Below are 15,263 nucleotides of genomic sequence, written 5' to 3'. Positions count from 1 at the left end.
ACATGTGGCAGGTGTTTGGGATATCGATCCGCTAGGTCGCCAAACTCATCGGATCGGACTTGACTCTTTCGCCCCTCGCATCTGCGGGGGGCGAAGTCGTTTATGCGACGTCGCTGATAGGCAGCTCCCCGTCGTGTGGTTCGGGCTGAGGTAGCCAGTTCGGCACGCCACGGTCGCTCAGATCTTCCTCAAGATGAGCGACGACCGCCTCGAAGAATCCCGCGGAGGACATGCCCGCCTGCGCTGCGATCTGATCGAAGCGGCGCTTGCGCTCTTCCTCCACGATCAGTGACAACCGGGCCGACGCTACGCGCGTGCCTCGGGGTATCTGCCGTCTGGTCATACCGGCGACGATAGCGGTGTCAACACCACGTGTCAGCCAACACGCCGAACGAAGTGCTGTTAACACCACTACTGACACGTACATGTCAACTGCTCGAGCTGCCGGCGCTGACGGCGCCGGGGGAGCACGTCGGCTCGGAATGCATCAAGGGTGCTGCGCAGATTCCTGCGGAATCCCGGCGATGCCAGCCCTTGACCCGCTCCGAGCCGACGTGCGGGCGGCAAGTATCAGCCGATAGCGAGGCATCGGCTGGACGGCCGAGGGCCGCAGAGAGGATCACGAGCGATGAGCATTCACGTCACGGTGTACGGGGCCGAGGGCTGCACGAAGCGCGAGCAACGGTATCGCGAACCTTCTGTGAGACCCTGAGCGCCCCTCAGGCGCATGAGTAGCCTCCCGTGGTAGTCGGAACACCACGAAGCGGCCTGTCAGCAGCCTTCTACGGCCGTTACGGCGCTTCGGCGTATCTGTCAGCGACCAAGGTTGGCGATCGCGCGCTGGTAAGCGTCGAGATTCACCCGTCGCCCGACAGCGACCGCTTCAATGGCGACCGCGTTGATCTCGTCAGGCGTATACCTGTACACCAGACGGTAGCGCGGCTTCCCAGAGCCGTCTGGGTCGAAGTAGAGCTTGTAGCAGTCCTCAAGATCACCAGTACCCACTCGGGAGTCGAGCTTCACCCCGAAAACCTTGCCGTCTCTGACGAGGACGAGCATGTCGAGCGCCATCTTCTTCGTGGCTTGATCAGGGAGCGCGTCGATGTCCTGCTGGAAGCCCGGGAGGATGGCTGTCAGCTTGAGGGGTGCCGCCATCAGCGGTAGTCGTCAGGGTCGAGCCCCAAGCCCGCTGCAATGTCGGACAGAGATCCGGACTCGCCGGCGGCAGCGCGTTCGCGCACCAGATGAGCGATCTCAAGGTCTTCGATCACCGGCAGCAGTTCGGCGTACAGCTCGAACGGGATGACCACACCCTCCGCGCGACGGTGGCCTCCGAACACGACCGGCTGAGCGAGTGCGCCTTCAGAGCGGAAGCGTCGCAGCGCATCGGGCAGTACCGAGCGTGCCTCAGAGGTAGGCAGCACAGGCAGAACCGGCAGAGCAGATGCGAGAGACATGGCTCCAGTGTACGCCTGATTCGGACTGAAAGTTGTACGAGTTTCAGGACAAGAACATGAGCCGATAATCAACGTTATGTCAGCCGTTGGCCATACGAGACTCCACACACCGAGCTAATACATCGCCACCGAGGCTGCGAGGGCGCGAACCTCAGCGCCCTTGGCGCGGTGATCGCGCCCACGAAGAGGTGAAGCGTCCGCCTCAGAAGCCTCACAGACCGCCGGGTGGCCCAGAATCGTCCACTCCACATAGACACCTGTAGCATGATGCCAAAAGGGGCCGGTCGCCCGGCCCCTTTCCCTCTCACAGGCCCCGTCAGCAGGCTTACCTGGCTGCTTCCCGGGGTGGCATCCTCTCACCAGCGACCTACGATGTCGCGGGAGTGAGAGGAAGTTACGTGGTCACCGACTCATCCTCGGTGGCCACGTTTGCTTTATCGGCTGCCGCCTTCGCGCGGCCCCGAGGACTCGACACCTTGTTGCCAGGCTTGCTGATGTCAACAACCAGCAGGCCGTCCTCGACTTCCGGGGTCCATCGGTACGCCTGCGACGTATCAAGGCCGATGAACTGAGTGAACAGAGTCCCGGCGACGAGCCACGGTCCCTTCTCGGAGTGACTGCCCTGCGCTCGAAGCGGGTACGCGTTCTGGTTCGTCAACTTTGCGGGCCGCAAGGCGATTGCTCTACGGTCGGGATCCCACAGAAGTTCCACCCCTTCCGGAGCACCGAGCGCGTCGTACGCGGCCTTGTTGACGGAGATCAAACCGCGCTTTTGGATCGTGACTGACGGCACAGTTGAGACAGGGGCGCTGCCCTTCTCGTAAACCTGAAAGCCCATTGACTCCCCTTCCGCTGCTGTCACTCCGAACACTACCGCATCGATGGAGAAGTTTGCCAACAACTTTCACCGGCGTGTCGACAGGTTGAGTTGGCGGCTCGGGTCAAGGACAGATGCCGCCCGTCAGCACGCTTTGAGGATCGGAGGAATCGTTTGGAAGCGGTTGCGGGACCTGGTGGTTGACCTCGGAAGTCAATGGCATGCATGAGTTGATCGGCGACAGCCTGAAGGCCGTTGTGACGCGCATGTCGCTCCGACATAACAGATGCTGTCGCAACTTCTCAAACACGCCAGAAGCAAACCAGCGGACGGTGGGCGATGCGACCAACCTCTGGTCACGTACTCAAGGCTCTAGATGGATGCTTCGATCTCTACCGCGGTGCGCATGGTACATACACTCAAGGATCTACAGGTTGGTGCAACCGCGCGATCCGAAAACTCTAGCGAGAGTCTCGAGCCAGCCCTTGAAGCAGCTGACCGCAGAGTCTGGGCCGAACCCGGAGGCCGTACGTCAACGCGCGACGAGCAGGCCTCGCGCGTGAAGCGCAAAGCGTGCGGGAGCCCCGGTCGAGGATGACTCCGGACCTCCCAGCCGCGGGCTACGGGAAGAGCAGCTTGAGGCTGTTCAGGGTGAACGAGCCAGAGCTCAAGGCCGCATGGTCTCATGGCGAGGCTCCCGCGACAGGATTTTGTTCAATCGCCGGGGGAAGCTTGCGACCACAACTCGTGTCGATCCCAGCCCTCGCCGAACCCCATGCTGTCTATCCCGAGGAACGGAACGCTGGGGAACCCACCGACGATGTTGCGCAGACGATTAACCCACTCTGAGTACCCCGAGATGCTACGGAGCAGGTAGGCCATGACCGCGAGAGCGTTATATAGGCCAAAGTCCTGCTTGGGGGCATGGTCGTCCCGGAGGTGCACGAGGAGCGGGATCGACGCGCCCCTGGGGCGCGTCGGCGCGTCGACCAGCTTACGGTTGAACAAGCGAGCCTGGTGGGCAGCGACGTTCCGCACATAGTTCGTACTGGCGATCCAGCTCGTCAGGATCTTCTTGCTGGGGACGGCATAGTGCATGGCGATCTCGGTAGCGACATCGTTCTGAAGGCCCTTGTACAGATTGGCAAGGTGCCCGAGCTCGAGGATCTCCGTCAGCGCCCAGATCGGCATCTGGTCGTCGTACTTCGTTCGGAAGTGCTCAACGAAAGCCTCTTTTGAGCTAGCGCGGCGTTCATCGATGCGCTCTAGCCACTTCGAATGCTTGCTCGTGGTCTCGCCAGTCATGTCATCGACGTACGGCTCCACGAATGCAGGAGTGAAGGTGCGCGGTTCGAGGTGAGCAAACGCGGATCGTCGGCCAAGGATGTAACCCACCTGAGTGCGTAGAGATACCTCGATGCGCTCAACCGCCTCAAGGACATGCAGGCGGAGCTTTCGGTCAAAGGCGATGAGTTCAGCAGCATGTTCGAGACGCGTTCCCGGACGGTAGCTGTTCAGCACTCGGATACTCGAGCGTCCGTCGTCTTCGGCGATGGGCTCAGACTGGCGTGCCGGGTAGAGGTACCCGGTGAGCCTGTAGTAACCGACTTCCTCGAGAAGGTGTGCGGCCTCCGCTGTGTCGTCGACCGTAAGCCCTCTCCCCCGTAACTGAGCAATCTGCTGCTCGATCGACAGCCACGGCTTCGCGTACGCGACCACATCTCTCCTAAAAGAAAATCAGCCCGAGCCGTGAGGCGAGCGGGCTGATCGTGATGGTTCTAGGGTAGCAGATTCGTGAGGTCAGCAGGTTCGTGACCTTCGCTGGCAGTCGACCGGTCGCAGTCGGTGACCATGACTGGGCTGTGCGACGGTGCTGCAGGTGATCGAGGCACGCCAACCGCTGGGGGCGGTCGATGACCCGGCTCGATCGGCCGTGGTCGACGAGGACACGCTCGCAGCCGGCGGCCGGAGTTCCGCCGCCTGGGCGTCCGGGTTCTGCTCCCGCTTCGAGACTCGGGCGTAGCCGACTTCATGTGCCATGCCGAAAACGGTACTGCCGAGGTTCCGGCGCGATTCGGTTTCGGCAGGGGGTTTCGGCGGATCGATCCTCGGCGTGTCGCGCGCCTGCTCGTCGACGTCGACGAGCCCGCCGGAAACGATCAGTTTCGGCCGATTGTGGACCTCTACAAACGGCGAGCAGGTTCGCGTTGCGGCTTCCACTCCGCCCCGCCACGCTTGATCAGGACAGCCGCTCCGGGCCCGTGCAGTTCACCCGGGATGACCGGCCGGCCAGAAAGCGCGACAAGGAGCGACAGCGCCCGACCGCGCACCTCCGCACCTTGGCCGATCTCGGTCGCCGCGTCGTTGGCGACCAACCGGAGGCCTTGCGCTCGTGAGCGCGAGTACTCCGTGAAATCGTGACGCGCGAACCATTGCAAAGTGGCGGCCGCCGTTTGAACGGGTACACCGTCTCGGATACCGACAGGCCGACGGATCTCTTCGCCGTGGATCAGGACTTCACCCAATCCCGCCATGAGCGGACCGGCCGCGCGTCGCTTGTTGCGGATCGCTCGTTCATACCTGGCCAATGTCTCAGCCGGCGAAGCCCCCATCCTGGTGACTACTCCCCGTTCCTTATGGAGCTCAAAGTCAAAGCGCGCGGAGAACACGCTGCGCAGCCAGGCTGGGATGCTCTGTTCTGCTCCAGCCGTCAGATGTGCGATGGTCTGCTCGAGAGTCCAAGAGCCAACGAGCGCGGGAGATCGCCATTGCTCGGCGGTGAGGGATTGAGTCTGGTCATGTAGACGCTGCCGCTCGGCGTGGATCAGCGACCAGAGCGCGGAGGCCCTCATCACTTGACTCGACGCTCGATGTGGACGGTGACGGTGTCTCCCACGTCCTTGCCCAGCTTGCGGCGGAACGCAGCGTTCAGCGACACCATGTGGCCGCCCGTCCCGGTGACCATCATCCCGACGTCTTTCAGCGGCAGGTCGTCAACTGTAAGGTCTACCCGAACGGAGCGGCCCGTGCCGAAGAAATCGGCAGAGTCGGGCATCTCGACGCAGGCCCAGACCTCGCCCTTCACGTTTACGCCGATCGGGGCGGTGAAAGTGTGATCGAGCGTGATGGGGTCAAACGGCATGGGATCTCCTCGGTCGTCGGAACGCTGTCGATAGGTGAGACTGCGCGGCGCGGGCAGAATCGTCGCATGGCGCAGGACTTCTCGGACATACCCGTCGTAGAGCGCGAGAGCGCCAACGAGAACTCTCGTGAACGATTCGAGCGGGCGGTAGCACCACTGCGGCAGGGCCTGCACGCTCACTGCTATCGCATGCTTGGGTCGGTGCACGACGCCGATGATGCTCTGCAAGACGCTCTCTTGCGTGCCTGGGCGGCGTTCGACCGGTTTGAGGGACGCAGCTCGGTCCGAACGTGGCTCTACACGGTGGCCACTCGGACATGCCTGGATACCGCCAAAGCACGGGGACGACGAGCGCTCCCGATCGACCTTGGCCCTGCCGCCACCGAACCCGCCACCGACTCGACACCGGACACCGAAATCGAGTGGCTGACGCCGTACCCCGATCCGGCAGACTTGGCGCAGCGCACCGAACACTTAGAACTCGCCTTCGTCGCGACGTTGCAACTCCTGAGCGGCAACGAGCGGGCCGCGCTTCTCCTCGTGGACGTCCTCGGCTTTTCGGCCTTCGACGCGGCCTCAGCAATGGGGACCAACACGACCTCGATACATTCGGCTCTCGCTCGCGGGAGGCGAACTCTGGGGGAACGCAGCGCCTCCCCGGCGAATCCGACACAGCCTCGTCCGTCGCAATCGACGCTTTCCCTGGCTCATCGGTTCGCAGAGGCACTCGCCAACTCCGACCTACGGACGTTCGTCGACCTTCTGGCTCCCGACGTGACCTGGCAGATGCCACCACTCACGGAGTGGTACGCCGGCGCGGATTCTGTCGCAGCCTTCGCACATGCCGTCCCGATGACGCTGTGCCCAAGCTGGCGCACCCGCGTGATAACCGCCAACGGGCAGGCCGTGGTCGCCTTCTACATCGGAGCGCACCATGCCGCGCCGCACGAGGCATGGTCCTTGACGCTGGTCGATACCCAGTATGAGGCGATCACAGGCATCACCTCGTTCATCGACCCCGATCTCTTCGCACGGTTCGACCTGCCGGCTTCACTGAGTTGAAGGCGACCGAAACCCCGTACCGAAACCGTTTCTCCCAAAACCAGGTTTCGACACGGTCCTAGGTTTCGGCAGGCTCCCGCAGCGCCATCCGCCGAGGTGCCGTAAACGATCGTTTCTGGCAGGCCTCGTCAAGCGTCAGCCCTTGGACGGCTTACGGCTCTCGCGCGCCTCCTGGGTGGCTCGATCGCGCTCGCCAATCAGTCGGTCGCGTTCCTCGACCAGCGCCTCCGCACGCGCTTCTGCTCGATCGGCCCGGGACCGTTCGCCGGCAAGCTCATCTGCTGTGAGCTGTGCGCGTTGCTCGGCCTCCGCTCGGGCACGCTCCGCGAGCTGCTGTGCCTCCTGCTGCTGCACCTTCGCGTCCGTCACCGCGCTGTCGAGCGCATCCTCAGCCTTGGCGAGGTCATCCGTGAGCGCGTCGCGCTCTGCCTCTAGCTGCGTAAGACGCTGCTGCCAGCCCTCCCGCTCGGCGGCGTGCTCCGCCCGCGCGAGCACGACCGCCTCGGCCCAGATCGCATCGAAGCGAGTCCGTAGCGCGTCAGGGACACTCGGAACATCGCCCTTGCTCTGCTCGCGCTGATTCCACTCGCGTGCCACGTCCGCGGCGACAGACATCTTCACGCCGGAGCGCTCACGCACGGCTCTCGCCGTGACTGCGGCTCCCTCCGCGGCCAACGCTTCGGCGGCCGCAGCCGCGCGGCTCGTCGCGGCTGCCTGCTCGTTTACCTCGGCCATGCGACCACTTCCTTTCGTGAGTAACGCGGGAATCGTTGTTACTTGTTACCCATGTTACCCAGACACCTAGCACCTCGCGGGTGGATCCCTGTCTAGCTTGCGCGGGAGTGGTGGTGTCCGTTGTCATCGGCCTGTGTCTTCCTGTGTGAAGATACGCATCCGTTGCCGGGCGACCGCGAGGCCGCGCTGGCCTTTCTCGGTCGCGGAGTACAGCTTGCGGATGCCGCGCTCAGTTCGTTCGGTTCGTACGGTGAGGTAGCCGTCTTCGGCCATTCTGTGGAGCATGGGGTAGAGGGTGCCCGCTGAGAGGCGGTATCCGTGGCTGGCGAGCTCCTCGATCATCCAGGCGCCGTAGATCTCTTCCTGTGACGCGTGGTGCAGCACGTGCATCCTGACGAGCCCAGCGAGGAGGTCACGGTACTCCTCCAGTTCGTCAACGGAAGGTTCGCTCGCCACTCCGGCTTTCTATCGGAGTTCGATATCGAATGTCGATAGGGCAGGTGAACGTGTGCTTAACGCGCCGACGATGCGACGGGGAAGCTGCACACGACAGTGCCGCCCGAGTTCGAGTGGTCGATGGCGACGGTGCCATGGTGTCGCCGCGCGATCTCGCTCACGAGGGCGAGGCCGAGGCCATAGTGTCGCGTGCCGCTGCCCGGAGCGCCGGTGCGGGTGCCTGCTCGGCTGCTGGAGAATCGTTCGAAAGCGGTCGCGGCGATCGTCGGGTCGAACCCGGGCCCGTCATCGGTCACAGTTAGGACCGCTCTGGACGCGCTCGCCGTCACTGTGATGCTGACGGCGTGCTGCGCATGGTCGAGCGCGTTCGTGCACAGTGCGAGGACGAGGCGCAGGAGTGCCGCGGGCGACCCGGTCACGGTTACCGATCCTGACTTGCCTGTGCGTATCAGTTCGATGTGTCGGGCGGTCGCGTCGTCGGCGAGGAGGGCGATGGCCCGGTCGGCGACGGCGACGAGATCGACGGGCTCCTGCGTCGCGCTGCTTCGTGGGTCGGCGGCGATAAGGAGGTCGTCGAGGATTTCGGTGAGGGCGTTCGTGTCGGTGACGACGTCCTCGATGGCATCGGTGACGTCACTCGGCAGGCTGTCCTGCCCTCTGCGTTTGAGCAGCTGGGCACGGGTACTGAGGAGGGTGAGGGGGGTACGGAGCTCGTGGCTGGCGTCTGCGACGAAGCGGCGCTGGAGTGCCAGCGCATCGGCGAGGGGCCGCATGGCACGCTTCGCCATCAGATACGACGCGGCGAACGAGAGCACGACTGCGATCACACCGCCGACAAGAAGCGCGGCCGAAAGACGACTGAGCTCCTCAGCTGTCTCGTGCTGATCGATAGCGACCTGGATGACGCGGTCGTGGTCCCCATCGGCGGTGGTGAGCAGCGCGTAGGTGCGACCGTCGACGGTGCGTTCGGATCGCTGGTCCCCGCCGCCAGCTTCGACGGATTGGATCGCGGCGGTGTCGAGCAGGCCGTCGGGCATACTCTCGGACGTGACGATCTGGCCGCCGCTGTGAGTATCGACGATGGTCACAAAGGTGCCGGAGGCGGCATCCTTCCTGGAGTCGAGTTGGGTGGCGGCGCGCAGCGCATGCTCGCTGGCCTCGGCGATGCTGCTGCTCACGATCGCGAAGACGACCCCGCCGACGACGACGAGCACCACGAGGACGAGCGCGGTGAACTGGGCGGTGAGTCGTAGCGCGGCGCCCCGGAGATCCTCCGGGTCGCGAGGCCTGCGCGCCATCACCGGAGCGGTCCCAGTTGGTAGCCGATGCCGCGGATCGTTTTCACCGATTCGCGGCCGAGTTTTCTGCGCAGATAGTGCACGTAGGTGTCGATCACGCCAGGATCGTCCGCATCGGGGAACACCGTGCCGAGCAGATCGTGCCGTTCGAAGATCTGCGAGGGTCGGCGTGCGAGGTGCTCGAGGAGTTGAGATTCCCGCTCGGAGAGGTCGATCGTGTCACCGTCGCGAGTCGTGACGGTGCGGCTCCTCGTGTCCAGGGCTCCGTTTGGGAGGGGAAGCGTGGGCACGATGTTGAGATGTCTGCGCAGCAGCGCGCGGATCCGGGCGAGGAGTTCGTCAATGTCGAACGGCTTGCCGAGGTAGTCCTCGGCTCCCCGGTCCAGCCCCTCCACACGGTCGGCGGGGTTGCTGAGGGCGGACAGGATCAGCGCAGGGGTGAGCACGCCGCGTTTGCGGAGCCTGTTGAGCACGTCGAGACCCTCGATAGCCGGCAGGCCACGGTCCAGGATCATGGCATCGAAGCTCTGAGTCAGTCCTTCGTGCAAGGCTCGCTGCCCGTCGCGGGCAAGGACGGTGTCATACCCCTCGGAGCGCAGCAACTGCTCGAGCATGCCGGCGAGGCGGGCGTCGTCTTCGACGAGCAGGATCCGCGCACGCTCGGGCATGATCGCAGTATAGGCAGGGCCTGACGCGCTCATCCGAGGATTAGGCTTGCGGCTTCCCGCAGCCCGGGCGATGCGGTGATCCCCCCGTGGTCGTCGACGGTGAGGGCGTCGACGTCGAACCGGTCGAGGATGTCGTCGCACCACTGAGGACCGCCGGCCAGGATCGCGGTCGCAAGCACATCGGCGGTGACGATGTCATCGGCGACGACCGTCACCTGCCGGTAACGGACGAGAGTGTCCGATGTAGCCGGGGCTCGCCAGATGTGCTCGCCGCGTTCTGCGGTGCCGGAGGTGGCCACCGCCTGCCGTGGGTTCTGCACTTCGAGGGCGCACAGGAGGGATGTTCGGGCGTCGGGGTCTGTGATCCCGATCCGCCACGCGGAGCCGTTGATGCTGCCGCGGGTGAGGATGTCGCCGCCGACGTTGAGCACCCAGGAGGGCATGCCGAAGGTGTCGAGAATGGTGCCAGCCGCTGCGATGGCCGCGGCTTTCACGATGCCGGACAGATCCAGGACACCGTCCGGCCGGTGAGACGTGAACACGCCAGCCGTACGATGCGACCACATCATCGCCTCCCTGTAGCAGTCGCGCACGGCATCGCTGGAGTGCGCGAGCGTCAACTCCCCTGTCGCGATGCGGCTGAGCTCTGAGTCGGCACGGTAGAGGCTGAACCGGCGGTCGAACTCGGCGAAGGCATCTTCCACCTGGAGCAGCACCTCATCGCTCGGCACCGGCCCCGCGAAGCGGAGGCTCGCCGTCGTGCCCATCGTGTTGAACACATGCGTCGTCACGGTCACAGTCCAGCCTGGTCGAGGGCGGACTGGAGCGAGGTCAGGTAGGCGTTGCTCGTGTAGGTGGCACCTGAGACGCTGTGCACGTTCGCTGATTGTGCGGACAGGACTTCCTGACGAAGGATCGGGGCAGCGCGGTTGCTGATCGACACCGACCGGGAATCCTGGTCGGTGAGCTGCAGCGCGGTCACGTCGCTGAGGATGCCGTCCTGCACGGTGATCTGCACCTGGACGTCACCGAAACGCGTATGAACGGATGTCCCCGTGAAAGTCCCCGAGACAGCTGACGTCGTGGTCTCCGACGCGGACGCACTGGGTGTCGGTGCGGGCGTCGCTGTGCTGCTTCCGGCATCCGCCGACGGCGTGACAGTCGAAGTCGGTGCTGATCCGGCAGCCGTATCGGATGTCGTTGTCTCTGACTGCTGGCCATCAGCGCCGAGCTGCCAACCGACCGCGAGTACGGCAATCGAGGACAGGGCGCCCAGTATCGTAGCGCGCGCCCTCACCAGTCGAACCTCTCCACGTGGATCTGCGCTTCCCGCAATCCTGCGGCGCGGGCATCGCGAATCACCAGATCCGTCCACGCCTGCGGCCCGCACACGTAAAGGTCCGAGCGCAGCAAGTCAGGGAACGCCGAGGTGATCGTCACCCCACGCGACAGCGCCTCGGCAGACATCCAGGTGGCAAGGCCCGGAGGCCGTGCACCGAGCATCGTATACACGGTATTGCCGCGCATGCTGGGCAGTGCGCCGATCTCGCTCCACAGGTAGCTCTGGGTGGAATCGGTGCCGCGGAGGACGACGGTGGCTTCACCCGGACTGAGCGGGGAATGCTCCAGCAGGGATCGGATCGGCGTGATGCCGATGCCCGCCGCGACGACTGCGAGTTTCGGAGCGACCCGGTGCGCGTCAGTGAAGACACCGTACGGACCTTCGATCGAGACGCGCGCGCCCGGACGCACGCGTCCGATCGCGGCACTGCCGCGCCCGAGGTCACGCACTGTGATGCGCGCCGTCGTGGCGGTCGGCACAGCGGAGAAGGAGATGGGATGCGCATGCCACCACGTCGCACCCGTCCAGAACCGCCAAATCGCGTACTGGCCGCCGGCCGTGTGCAGCCGATCCAGGTTCCGCCCCGTGAGGTGGAGCGACACGACACCCGGAGCGACCTGCTCGACCCCGGCGACGCGGATGCCGTGACGCGCGCTGCGGATCATCGGCACCAGGAAGCGGAAGACACCGATCGAACCGAACGCGAGCACGTACAGGGCGAGCCAGTACACCCGCTGTCCGGTGCCTTCGGCGAGCACACCGCCCGCGCTCAGCTGGTGAGGCACGGCGACCAGCACGGCGAGGTAGCTGAGCAAGTGGATCAGATGCCAGGCCTCATAGGAGAAGCGACGGCGGACGGCGACGAGCGAAGTGACCACGACCGCGACGAGCAGCCCGAACCCGAGATAGGCGAGCAGCAGGTCCTTGCTCTGGAGGAACCCGATCGTCTCGGCAACCACGTTCGACCCGTCGCTCATCGCGTAACCGACGGTGAGGAGGGCTGCGTGGGCGAGGATCAGTGAGAGGGCGGGCTTGCCGAGCCTGCGGTGGAGGGCCATCGCCTTGTCCTGGCCGAAGACGCGGTCGATCGCCGGAATGCGAGCGGCGAGCACCAGCATCACCAGGATCAGGTCGGTACCCACAAGTCCCGTGACGATGCCGAGCGCGGTGATCGCGGAAGCGGGATCGGTGACCTGGTTCATCCCGCCGTAGGCGAGCCACAGGGAGATCGCGACGGCGACCGACAGCCAGACCGCAACAACCATCAGGTCGGCCGCGCGCATCCGTCGACGAGTGCGGACCCGCCGGACCCGCGCAACCGTATCGTCAGTGCGGAACGTTGCCGCCCGTGAAAGGGGGGCCGTATCTGTCGCCATTCTCAACTCACTTCGCGTAGCTCCGGCTATCGACAGTTCCCACGATCCCCCTCCTTTCTTCCAGGATTCTTAGCCGCCTGGCCGCGGCACGCTTAGCCTCACCAACGTTGCTCACCGGGACCAGCGGTGCTTGTATTGGGGTCATGTCGACAGATCTGCCCGCAGACAACCCCGCGCTCCAGCCGCACCCCGATGAGCCGCATCGCGACGGCATTGCGCAACGGTTGAACTGGCTGCGTGCCGGCGTGCTCGGCGCAAATGACGGCATCGTCTCTGTTGCCGCGATCGTGGTCGGCGTCGCCGGCGCGACCACCGCCTCCGGGCCCATCCTCACCGCCGGGCTGGCGGGGTTGGTCGGGGGTGCGATCTCGATGGCCCTCGGCGAGTACGTCTCCGTCAGCAGCCAGAGCGACAGCGAACGCGCCCTGATCGCGAAGGAACGGCAGGAACTGCGCGACATGCCGGAGGAAGAGCTCGACGAGCTCACCGGGCTCTACCGGGCCCGTGGGCTCAGCGAGCAGACCGCACGACAGGTAGCCGTGGAGCTCACCGCGCACGACGCCCTTGCCGCGCACCTATCAGCCGAGCTCAACATCGACGAGGACGACGTCGTGAGCCCCTGGCACGCGGCGGTCGCTTCCGCAGCCGCGTTCACGATCGGCGCGATCCTCCCCATGCTCGCCATCCTCCTACCCCCACCAGAGTGGCGTGTTCCGGTGACCTTCGCGGCCGTCCTCATCGCCCTCGCCATCACCGGCGCCATCTCCGCACACATCGGCGGCAGCTCCCGACCCCGCGCCATGATCCGCGTCGTCACCGGCGGCGCCCTCGCACTCGCCGCCACCTACGGGGTCGGGGTGCTCCTGGGCGCCTCGGGAGTGGCCTGATACTGAGCGAGGATCTGCTCCCGTTCGCGGTCACCGGTGCCCATCAGCCGCTTATGAAGCGGAGCAGCCAAGGAATGCTGCAAGTTCCGGTGGCTTATTCAGCACCGTTGTAAGGTTTGCAAGGAGGACGAGCCCGACGATGCGGAGGAGGGAGACCGTTGCTGCTTCAGCCAGTACCAGACTCCAGATTCGTCGGTCAGGCCGACGAGACCATCGCATCCAGATATGCGCACCGCCATGACTGCAATCCCGACGGCGGTCATCATGGTGCTCGTTTCCCTCCGGGGGGCACCATGGCCCCGCCGCCGGCCGTCCGCTGCGCGGCTTCGGGTGCCGCTGCAGCGGACACCCCTGCCCACGGCGCGAGCTGGATAGAACAAATGTTCGAACGCGGTTACCCTGGTTCCGAGAGGGGCAGGTGTGACCGTGGGGACGAACAAGCGCTATGCGGCCTCGGTCGACCGGCGGATGGATCAGAAGATCCTGGAACGCATCGCGCGCGACGCCGGCCCGCTGCAGTCTCTCTCCCGCGAAGAGATCGGCCTCGACACCGAGCCCGTGACGATCGACCCGAAACCAAGGCCCGTCCGGGCGTGGGTGCGGTTCAGCGCAACACCCGTGTGGGTCGAAGCCGAGGCGTGCCGGTGGACACCGGATGCCGTAGCTATCCGGTTCCCCGTGGGCGGTGTTGAGCATCGCGCGTGGGTATGGGCGTCTGCGGTGACGCCTCTCAGCGCGAAGCCGCCCGCCGGGTGAGCGCGAACGCGGTCATCTGTCGCCGCCCGTCGCGCACGCTGCCCACAGGCCGCGACCGTCGCGCTCGGCGGCGTTCTGAGCGGCCCTGTAGGCCTCCTGGCCGTCATAAGCGGCGTCGTAGGTGTATTCATACCCAGCGCCCGCCTCGATGAGTGTCAGGGCGATGCTGTGGCCGTCGTGGCGGACGTGCCGCAGTAGTCGGCCGCACCGGTCGACGTCGGCTTGGGTGGGGTCCGCGATCAGCTCGACGTCGCTGCGGTAGATCAGCTCATCCAGGATCTCGCGCGCCTCCTGCGCGTAACACTCGTCTGTGTTCCCACCCCGGCCGATCTCGGGGGTGTCTATCCCGATGATCCGCACCCGCTGCGCGCCGGCGCCGGTGTCGACGTCGATCGTGTCGCCGTCAACGACCGCGACCACGACACCGCTCGTCGACGAGCTGCCGGCGTCGGGACCGCCGAGAGGCACACACGCGGTAACGCAGATGCTCGCCCCGATCAGGATCGGAGCGAGCATCAAGCGCCGCGGGCTCAGCGCCATGAGACTCGGCGGCGCTGCCAGCGCACGGCCACGACGATGACGATCGCGAGCACGAGGCCAGCCACGACCGCGATCGCGGGCCGCCAGTCACCCACAGCGACGCAGCAGAAGACCGTGACAACCGCCGCGACGCTGCCGATCGTGACGGTCACAACACCCAGCCGCCACCGATCACCCAAAGCGGCGAATACCGCGGTTAGAACGAGCGCGACGAACGCGATGCCCCCGGCAACGGCGCCGAACCCCGCGATCGACTCAGCAAGTCCGGGAATGGGTGGGATTTGCGGCTGGATGTCGGGCATGCCGGATTGCGAGAACATGCGCGGTCAGCTTTCTGCGGAGGCCGGCGCTGCTGTAGCAGGGGCACGGCGGATGGGATCGACGGTGGCTGTCGCGTGGGCGAGGTCGGGACCGATCGCGGAGGCGTCGATGATGCGCCGGTACACGGTGCCCTCTCGGCCCCCGAACGAGGCATCCCGCTCGGCGCCGACGACGATCACCGCGTCGCCTTTGTGCAGCGAGCTCGCGGCATTCGCGCCGAGCTCGAACTTCGCCTCGACATAGTGAGCGAGGGGCTGGTGCCCCTCGATTCGCTCCTCGCCGCGGTACTCGTAGGTGTTCTCGAGCACCGTGAACTTGGTGATCTGGATGCGGCCCGCCTGCTGCACCTCAGGGTCGGCAGAGAGACGGCCGGTAATGAATCGAGTGGACATGGGTAGTTCCTTTC

Annotated in this window: 20 protein-coding genes; 3 read left to right on the top strand and 17 right to left on the bottom strand. The window is 65.3% G+C overall.

What is annotated here, in order from left to right:
- Positions 1-100: 100 nt before the first annotated feature.
- The 7 genes from P6897_RS16385 to P6897_RS16355 all read right to left on the bottom strand — a co-directional run bounded on the left by P6897_RS16385 (position 101) and on the right by P6897_RS16355 (position 5,416).
- Positions 101-295, bottom strand: a complete 195-nt coding sequence (locus P6897_RS16385; protein ID WP_269268783.1) for a hypothetical protein — start codon at positions 293-295, stop codon at positions 101-103.
- Between the two features lie 518 nt (positions 296-813).
- Positions 814-1,155 (bottom strand): hypothetical protein, encoded by a 342-nt coding sequence (locus P6897_RS16380; protein WP_269268782.1) that lies wholly within the window; start codon positions 1,153-1,155, stop codon positions 814-816.
- Entirely contained in the window at positions 1,155-1,457 is a 303-nt protein-coding gene (locus P6897_RS16375) for a hypothetical protein (protein ID WP_269268781.1), read from the bottom strand. The genes P6897_RS16380 and P6897_RS16375 overlap by 1 nt, the downstream gene beginning before the upstream one ends.
- Before the next feature lie 394 nt (positions 1,458-1,851).
- Positions 1,852-2,295: a hypothetical protein gene (locus P6897_RS16370; protein ID WP_269268780.1), complete on the bottom strand. Its 444-nt coding sequence runs from the start codon at positions 2,293-2,295 to the stop codon at positions 1,852-1,854.
- A 693-nt stretch (positions 2,296-2,988) separates the two neighbouring features.
- Positions 2,989-3,993, bottom strand: a complete 1,005-nt coding sequence (locus P6897_RS16365; RefSeq protein WP_269268779.1) for an Abi family protein — start codon at positions 3,991-3,993, stop codon at positions 2,989-2,991.
- A gap of 464 nt (positions 3,994-4,457) precedes the next feature.
- Complete coding sequence (locus tag P6897_RS16360) at positions 4,458-5,126, bottom strand: maleylpyruvate isomerase family mycothiol-dependent enzyme (protein ID WP_282502684.1); 669 nt, start codon at positions 5,124-5,126, stop codon at positions 4,458-4,460.
- Positions 5,126-5,416 (bottom strand): DUF1905 domain-containing protein, encoded by a 291-nt coding sequence (locus P6897_RS16355; RefSeq protein ID WP_282502683.1) that lies wholly within the window; start codon positions 5,414-5,416, stop codon positions 5,126-5,128. Before P6897_RS16355 ends, P6897_RS16360 begins: the two co-directional genes overlap by 1 nt.
- Positions 5,417-5,482: 66 nt before the next feature.
- Between P6897_RS16355 and P6897_RS16350 the strand changes: the two genes are divergently transcribed.
- The gene (locus P6897_RS16350) at positions 5,483-6,478 is read left to right on the top strand and encodes an RNA polymerase subunit sigma-70 (RefSeq protein ID WP_282502682.1); all 996 of its coding nucleotides are present in this window, start codon (positions 5,483-5,485) and stop codon (positions 6,476-6,478) included.
- A gap of 135 nt (positions 6,479-6,613) precedes the next feature.
- Here P6897_RS16350 and P6897_RS16345 read toward each other — a convergent pair whose 3' ends face one another.
- From P6897_RS16345 to P6897_RS16315, 7 genes are all read right to left on the bottom strand, one after another.
- Entirely contained in the window at positions 6,614-7,213 is a 600-nt protein-coding gene (locus P6897_RS16345) for a DNA-binding protein (protein ID WP_282502681.1), read from the bottom strand.
- Between the two features lie 123 nt (positions 7,214-7,336).
- Positions 7,337-7,603, bottom strand: a complete 267-nt coding sequence (locus P6897_RS16340) for a PadR family transcriptional regulator (protein ID WP_282502691.1) — start codon at positions 7,601-7,603, stop codon at positions 7,337-7,339.
- 122 nt (positions 7,604-7,725) lie between these two features.
- Positions 7,726-8,967, bottom strand: coding sequence for a HAMP domain-containing sensor histidine kinase (locus tag P6897_RS16335; RefSeq protein ID WP_269268750.1), 1,242 nt, complete (start codon positions 8,965-8,967; stop codon positions 7,726-7,728).
- Positions 8,967-9,635, bottom strand: a complete 669-nt coding sequence (locus tag P6897_RS16330; RefSeq protein WP_269268749.1) for a response regulator transcription factor — start codon at positions 9,633-9,635, stop codon at positions 8,967-8,969. Before P6897_RS16330 ends, P6897_RS16335 begins: the two co-directional genes overlap by 1 nt.
- A 29-nt stretch (positions 9,636-9,664) precedes the next feature.
- On the bottom strand, positions 9,665-10,426 hold the full coding sequence (locus P6897_RS16325; protein WP_269268748.1) for an FAD:protein FMN transferase: 762 nt from the start codon (positions 10,424-10,426) through the stop codon (positions 9,665-9,667).
- Positions 10,427-10,428: 2 nt separating this feature from the next.
- Positions 10,429-10,653, bottom strand: coding sequence for an FMN-binding protein (locus tag P6897_RS16400; RefSeq protein WP_311200160.1), 225 nt, complete (start codon positions 10,651-10,653; stop codon positions 10,429-10,431).
- Between the two features lie 275 nt (positions 10,654-10,928).
- Positions 10,929-12,260: a ferredoxin reductase family protein gene (locus tag P6897_RS16315; protein WP_282502679.1), complete on the bottom strand. Its 1,332-nt coding sequence runs from the start codon at positions 12,258-12,260 to the stop codon at positions 10,929-10,931.
- A gap of 236 nt (positions 12,261-12,496) precedes the next feature.
- Here P6897_RS16315 and P6897_RS16310 point away from each other — a divergent pair, with 236 nt between their 5' ends.
- Positions 12,497-13,240, top strand: a complete 744-nt coding sequence (locus P6897_RS16310; RefSeq protein ID WP_269268746.1) for a VIT family protein — start codon at positions 12,497-12,499, stop codon at positions 13,238-13,240.
- A gap of 420 nt (positions 13,241-13,660) precedes the next feature.
- Entirely contained in the window at positions 13,661-13,996 is a 336-nt protein-coding gene (locus P6897_RS16305) for a hypothetical protein (protein ID WP_269268745.1), read from the top strand.
- A 12-nt stretch (positions 13,997-14,008) separates the two neighbouring features.
- Here P6897_RS16305 and P6897_RS16300 read toward each other — a convergent pair whose 3' ends face one another.
- The 3 genes from P6897_RS16300 to P6897_RS16290 are packed head-to-tail and all read right to left on the bottom strand — an operon-like array spanning position 14,009 to position 15,249.
- Positions 14,009-14,512 (bottom strand): thermonuclease family protein, encoded by a 504-nt coding sequence (locus P6897_RS16300; protein ID WP_269268744.1) that lies wholly within the window; start codon positions 14,510-14,512, stop codon positions 14,009-14,011.
- 14 nt (positions 14,513-14,526) lie between these two features.
- On the bottom strand, positions 14,527-14,838 hold the full coding sequence (locus P6897_RS16295) for a hypothetical protein (protein ID WP_282502678.1): 312 nt from the start codon (positions 14,836-14,838) through the stop codon (positions 14,527-14,529).
- Positions 14,839-14,862: 24 nt separating this feature from the next.
- Positions 14,863-15,249 (bottom strand): single-stranded DNA-binding protein, encoded by a 387-nt coding sequence (locus P6897_RS16290; RefSeq protein ID WP_269268742.1) that lies wholly within the window; start codon positions 15,247-15,249, stop codon positions 14,863-14,865.
- Between the last annotated feature and the right edge of the window lie 14 nt (positions 15,250-15,263).

It is taken from the genome of Microbacterium sp. BDGP8 (assembly GCF_029991045.1).
In the GTDB taxonomy this organism is placed as follows: domain Bacteria; phylum Actinomycetota; class Actinomycetes; order Actinomycetales; family Microbacteriaceae; genus Microbacterium; species Microbacterium plantarum.
This window is presented reverse-complemented; position numbering and strand designations above follow the sequence as displayed.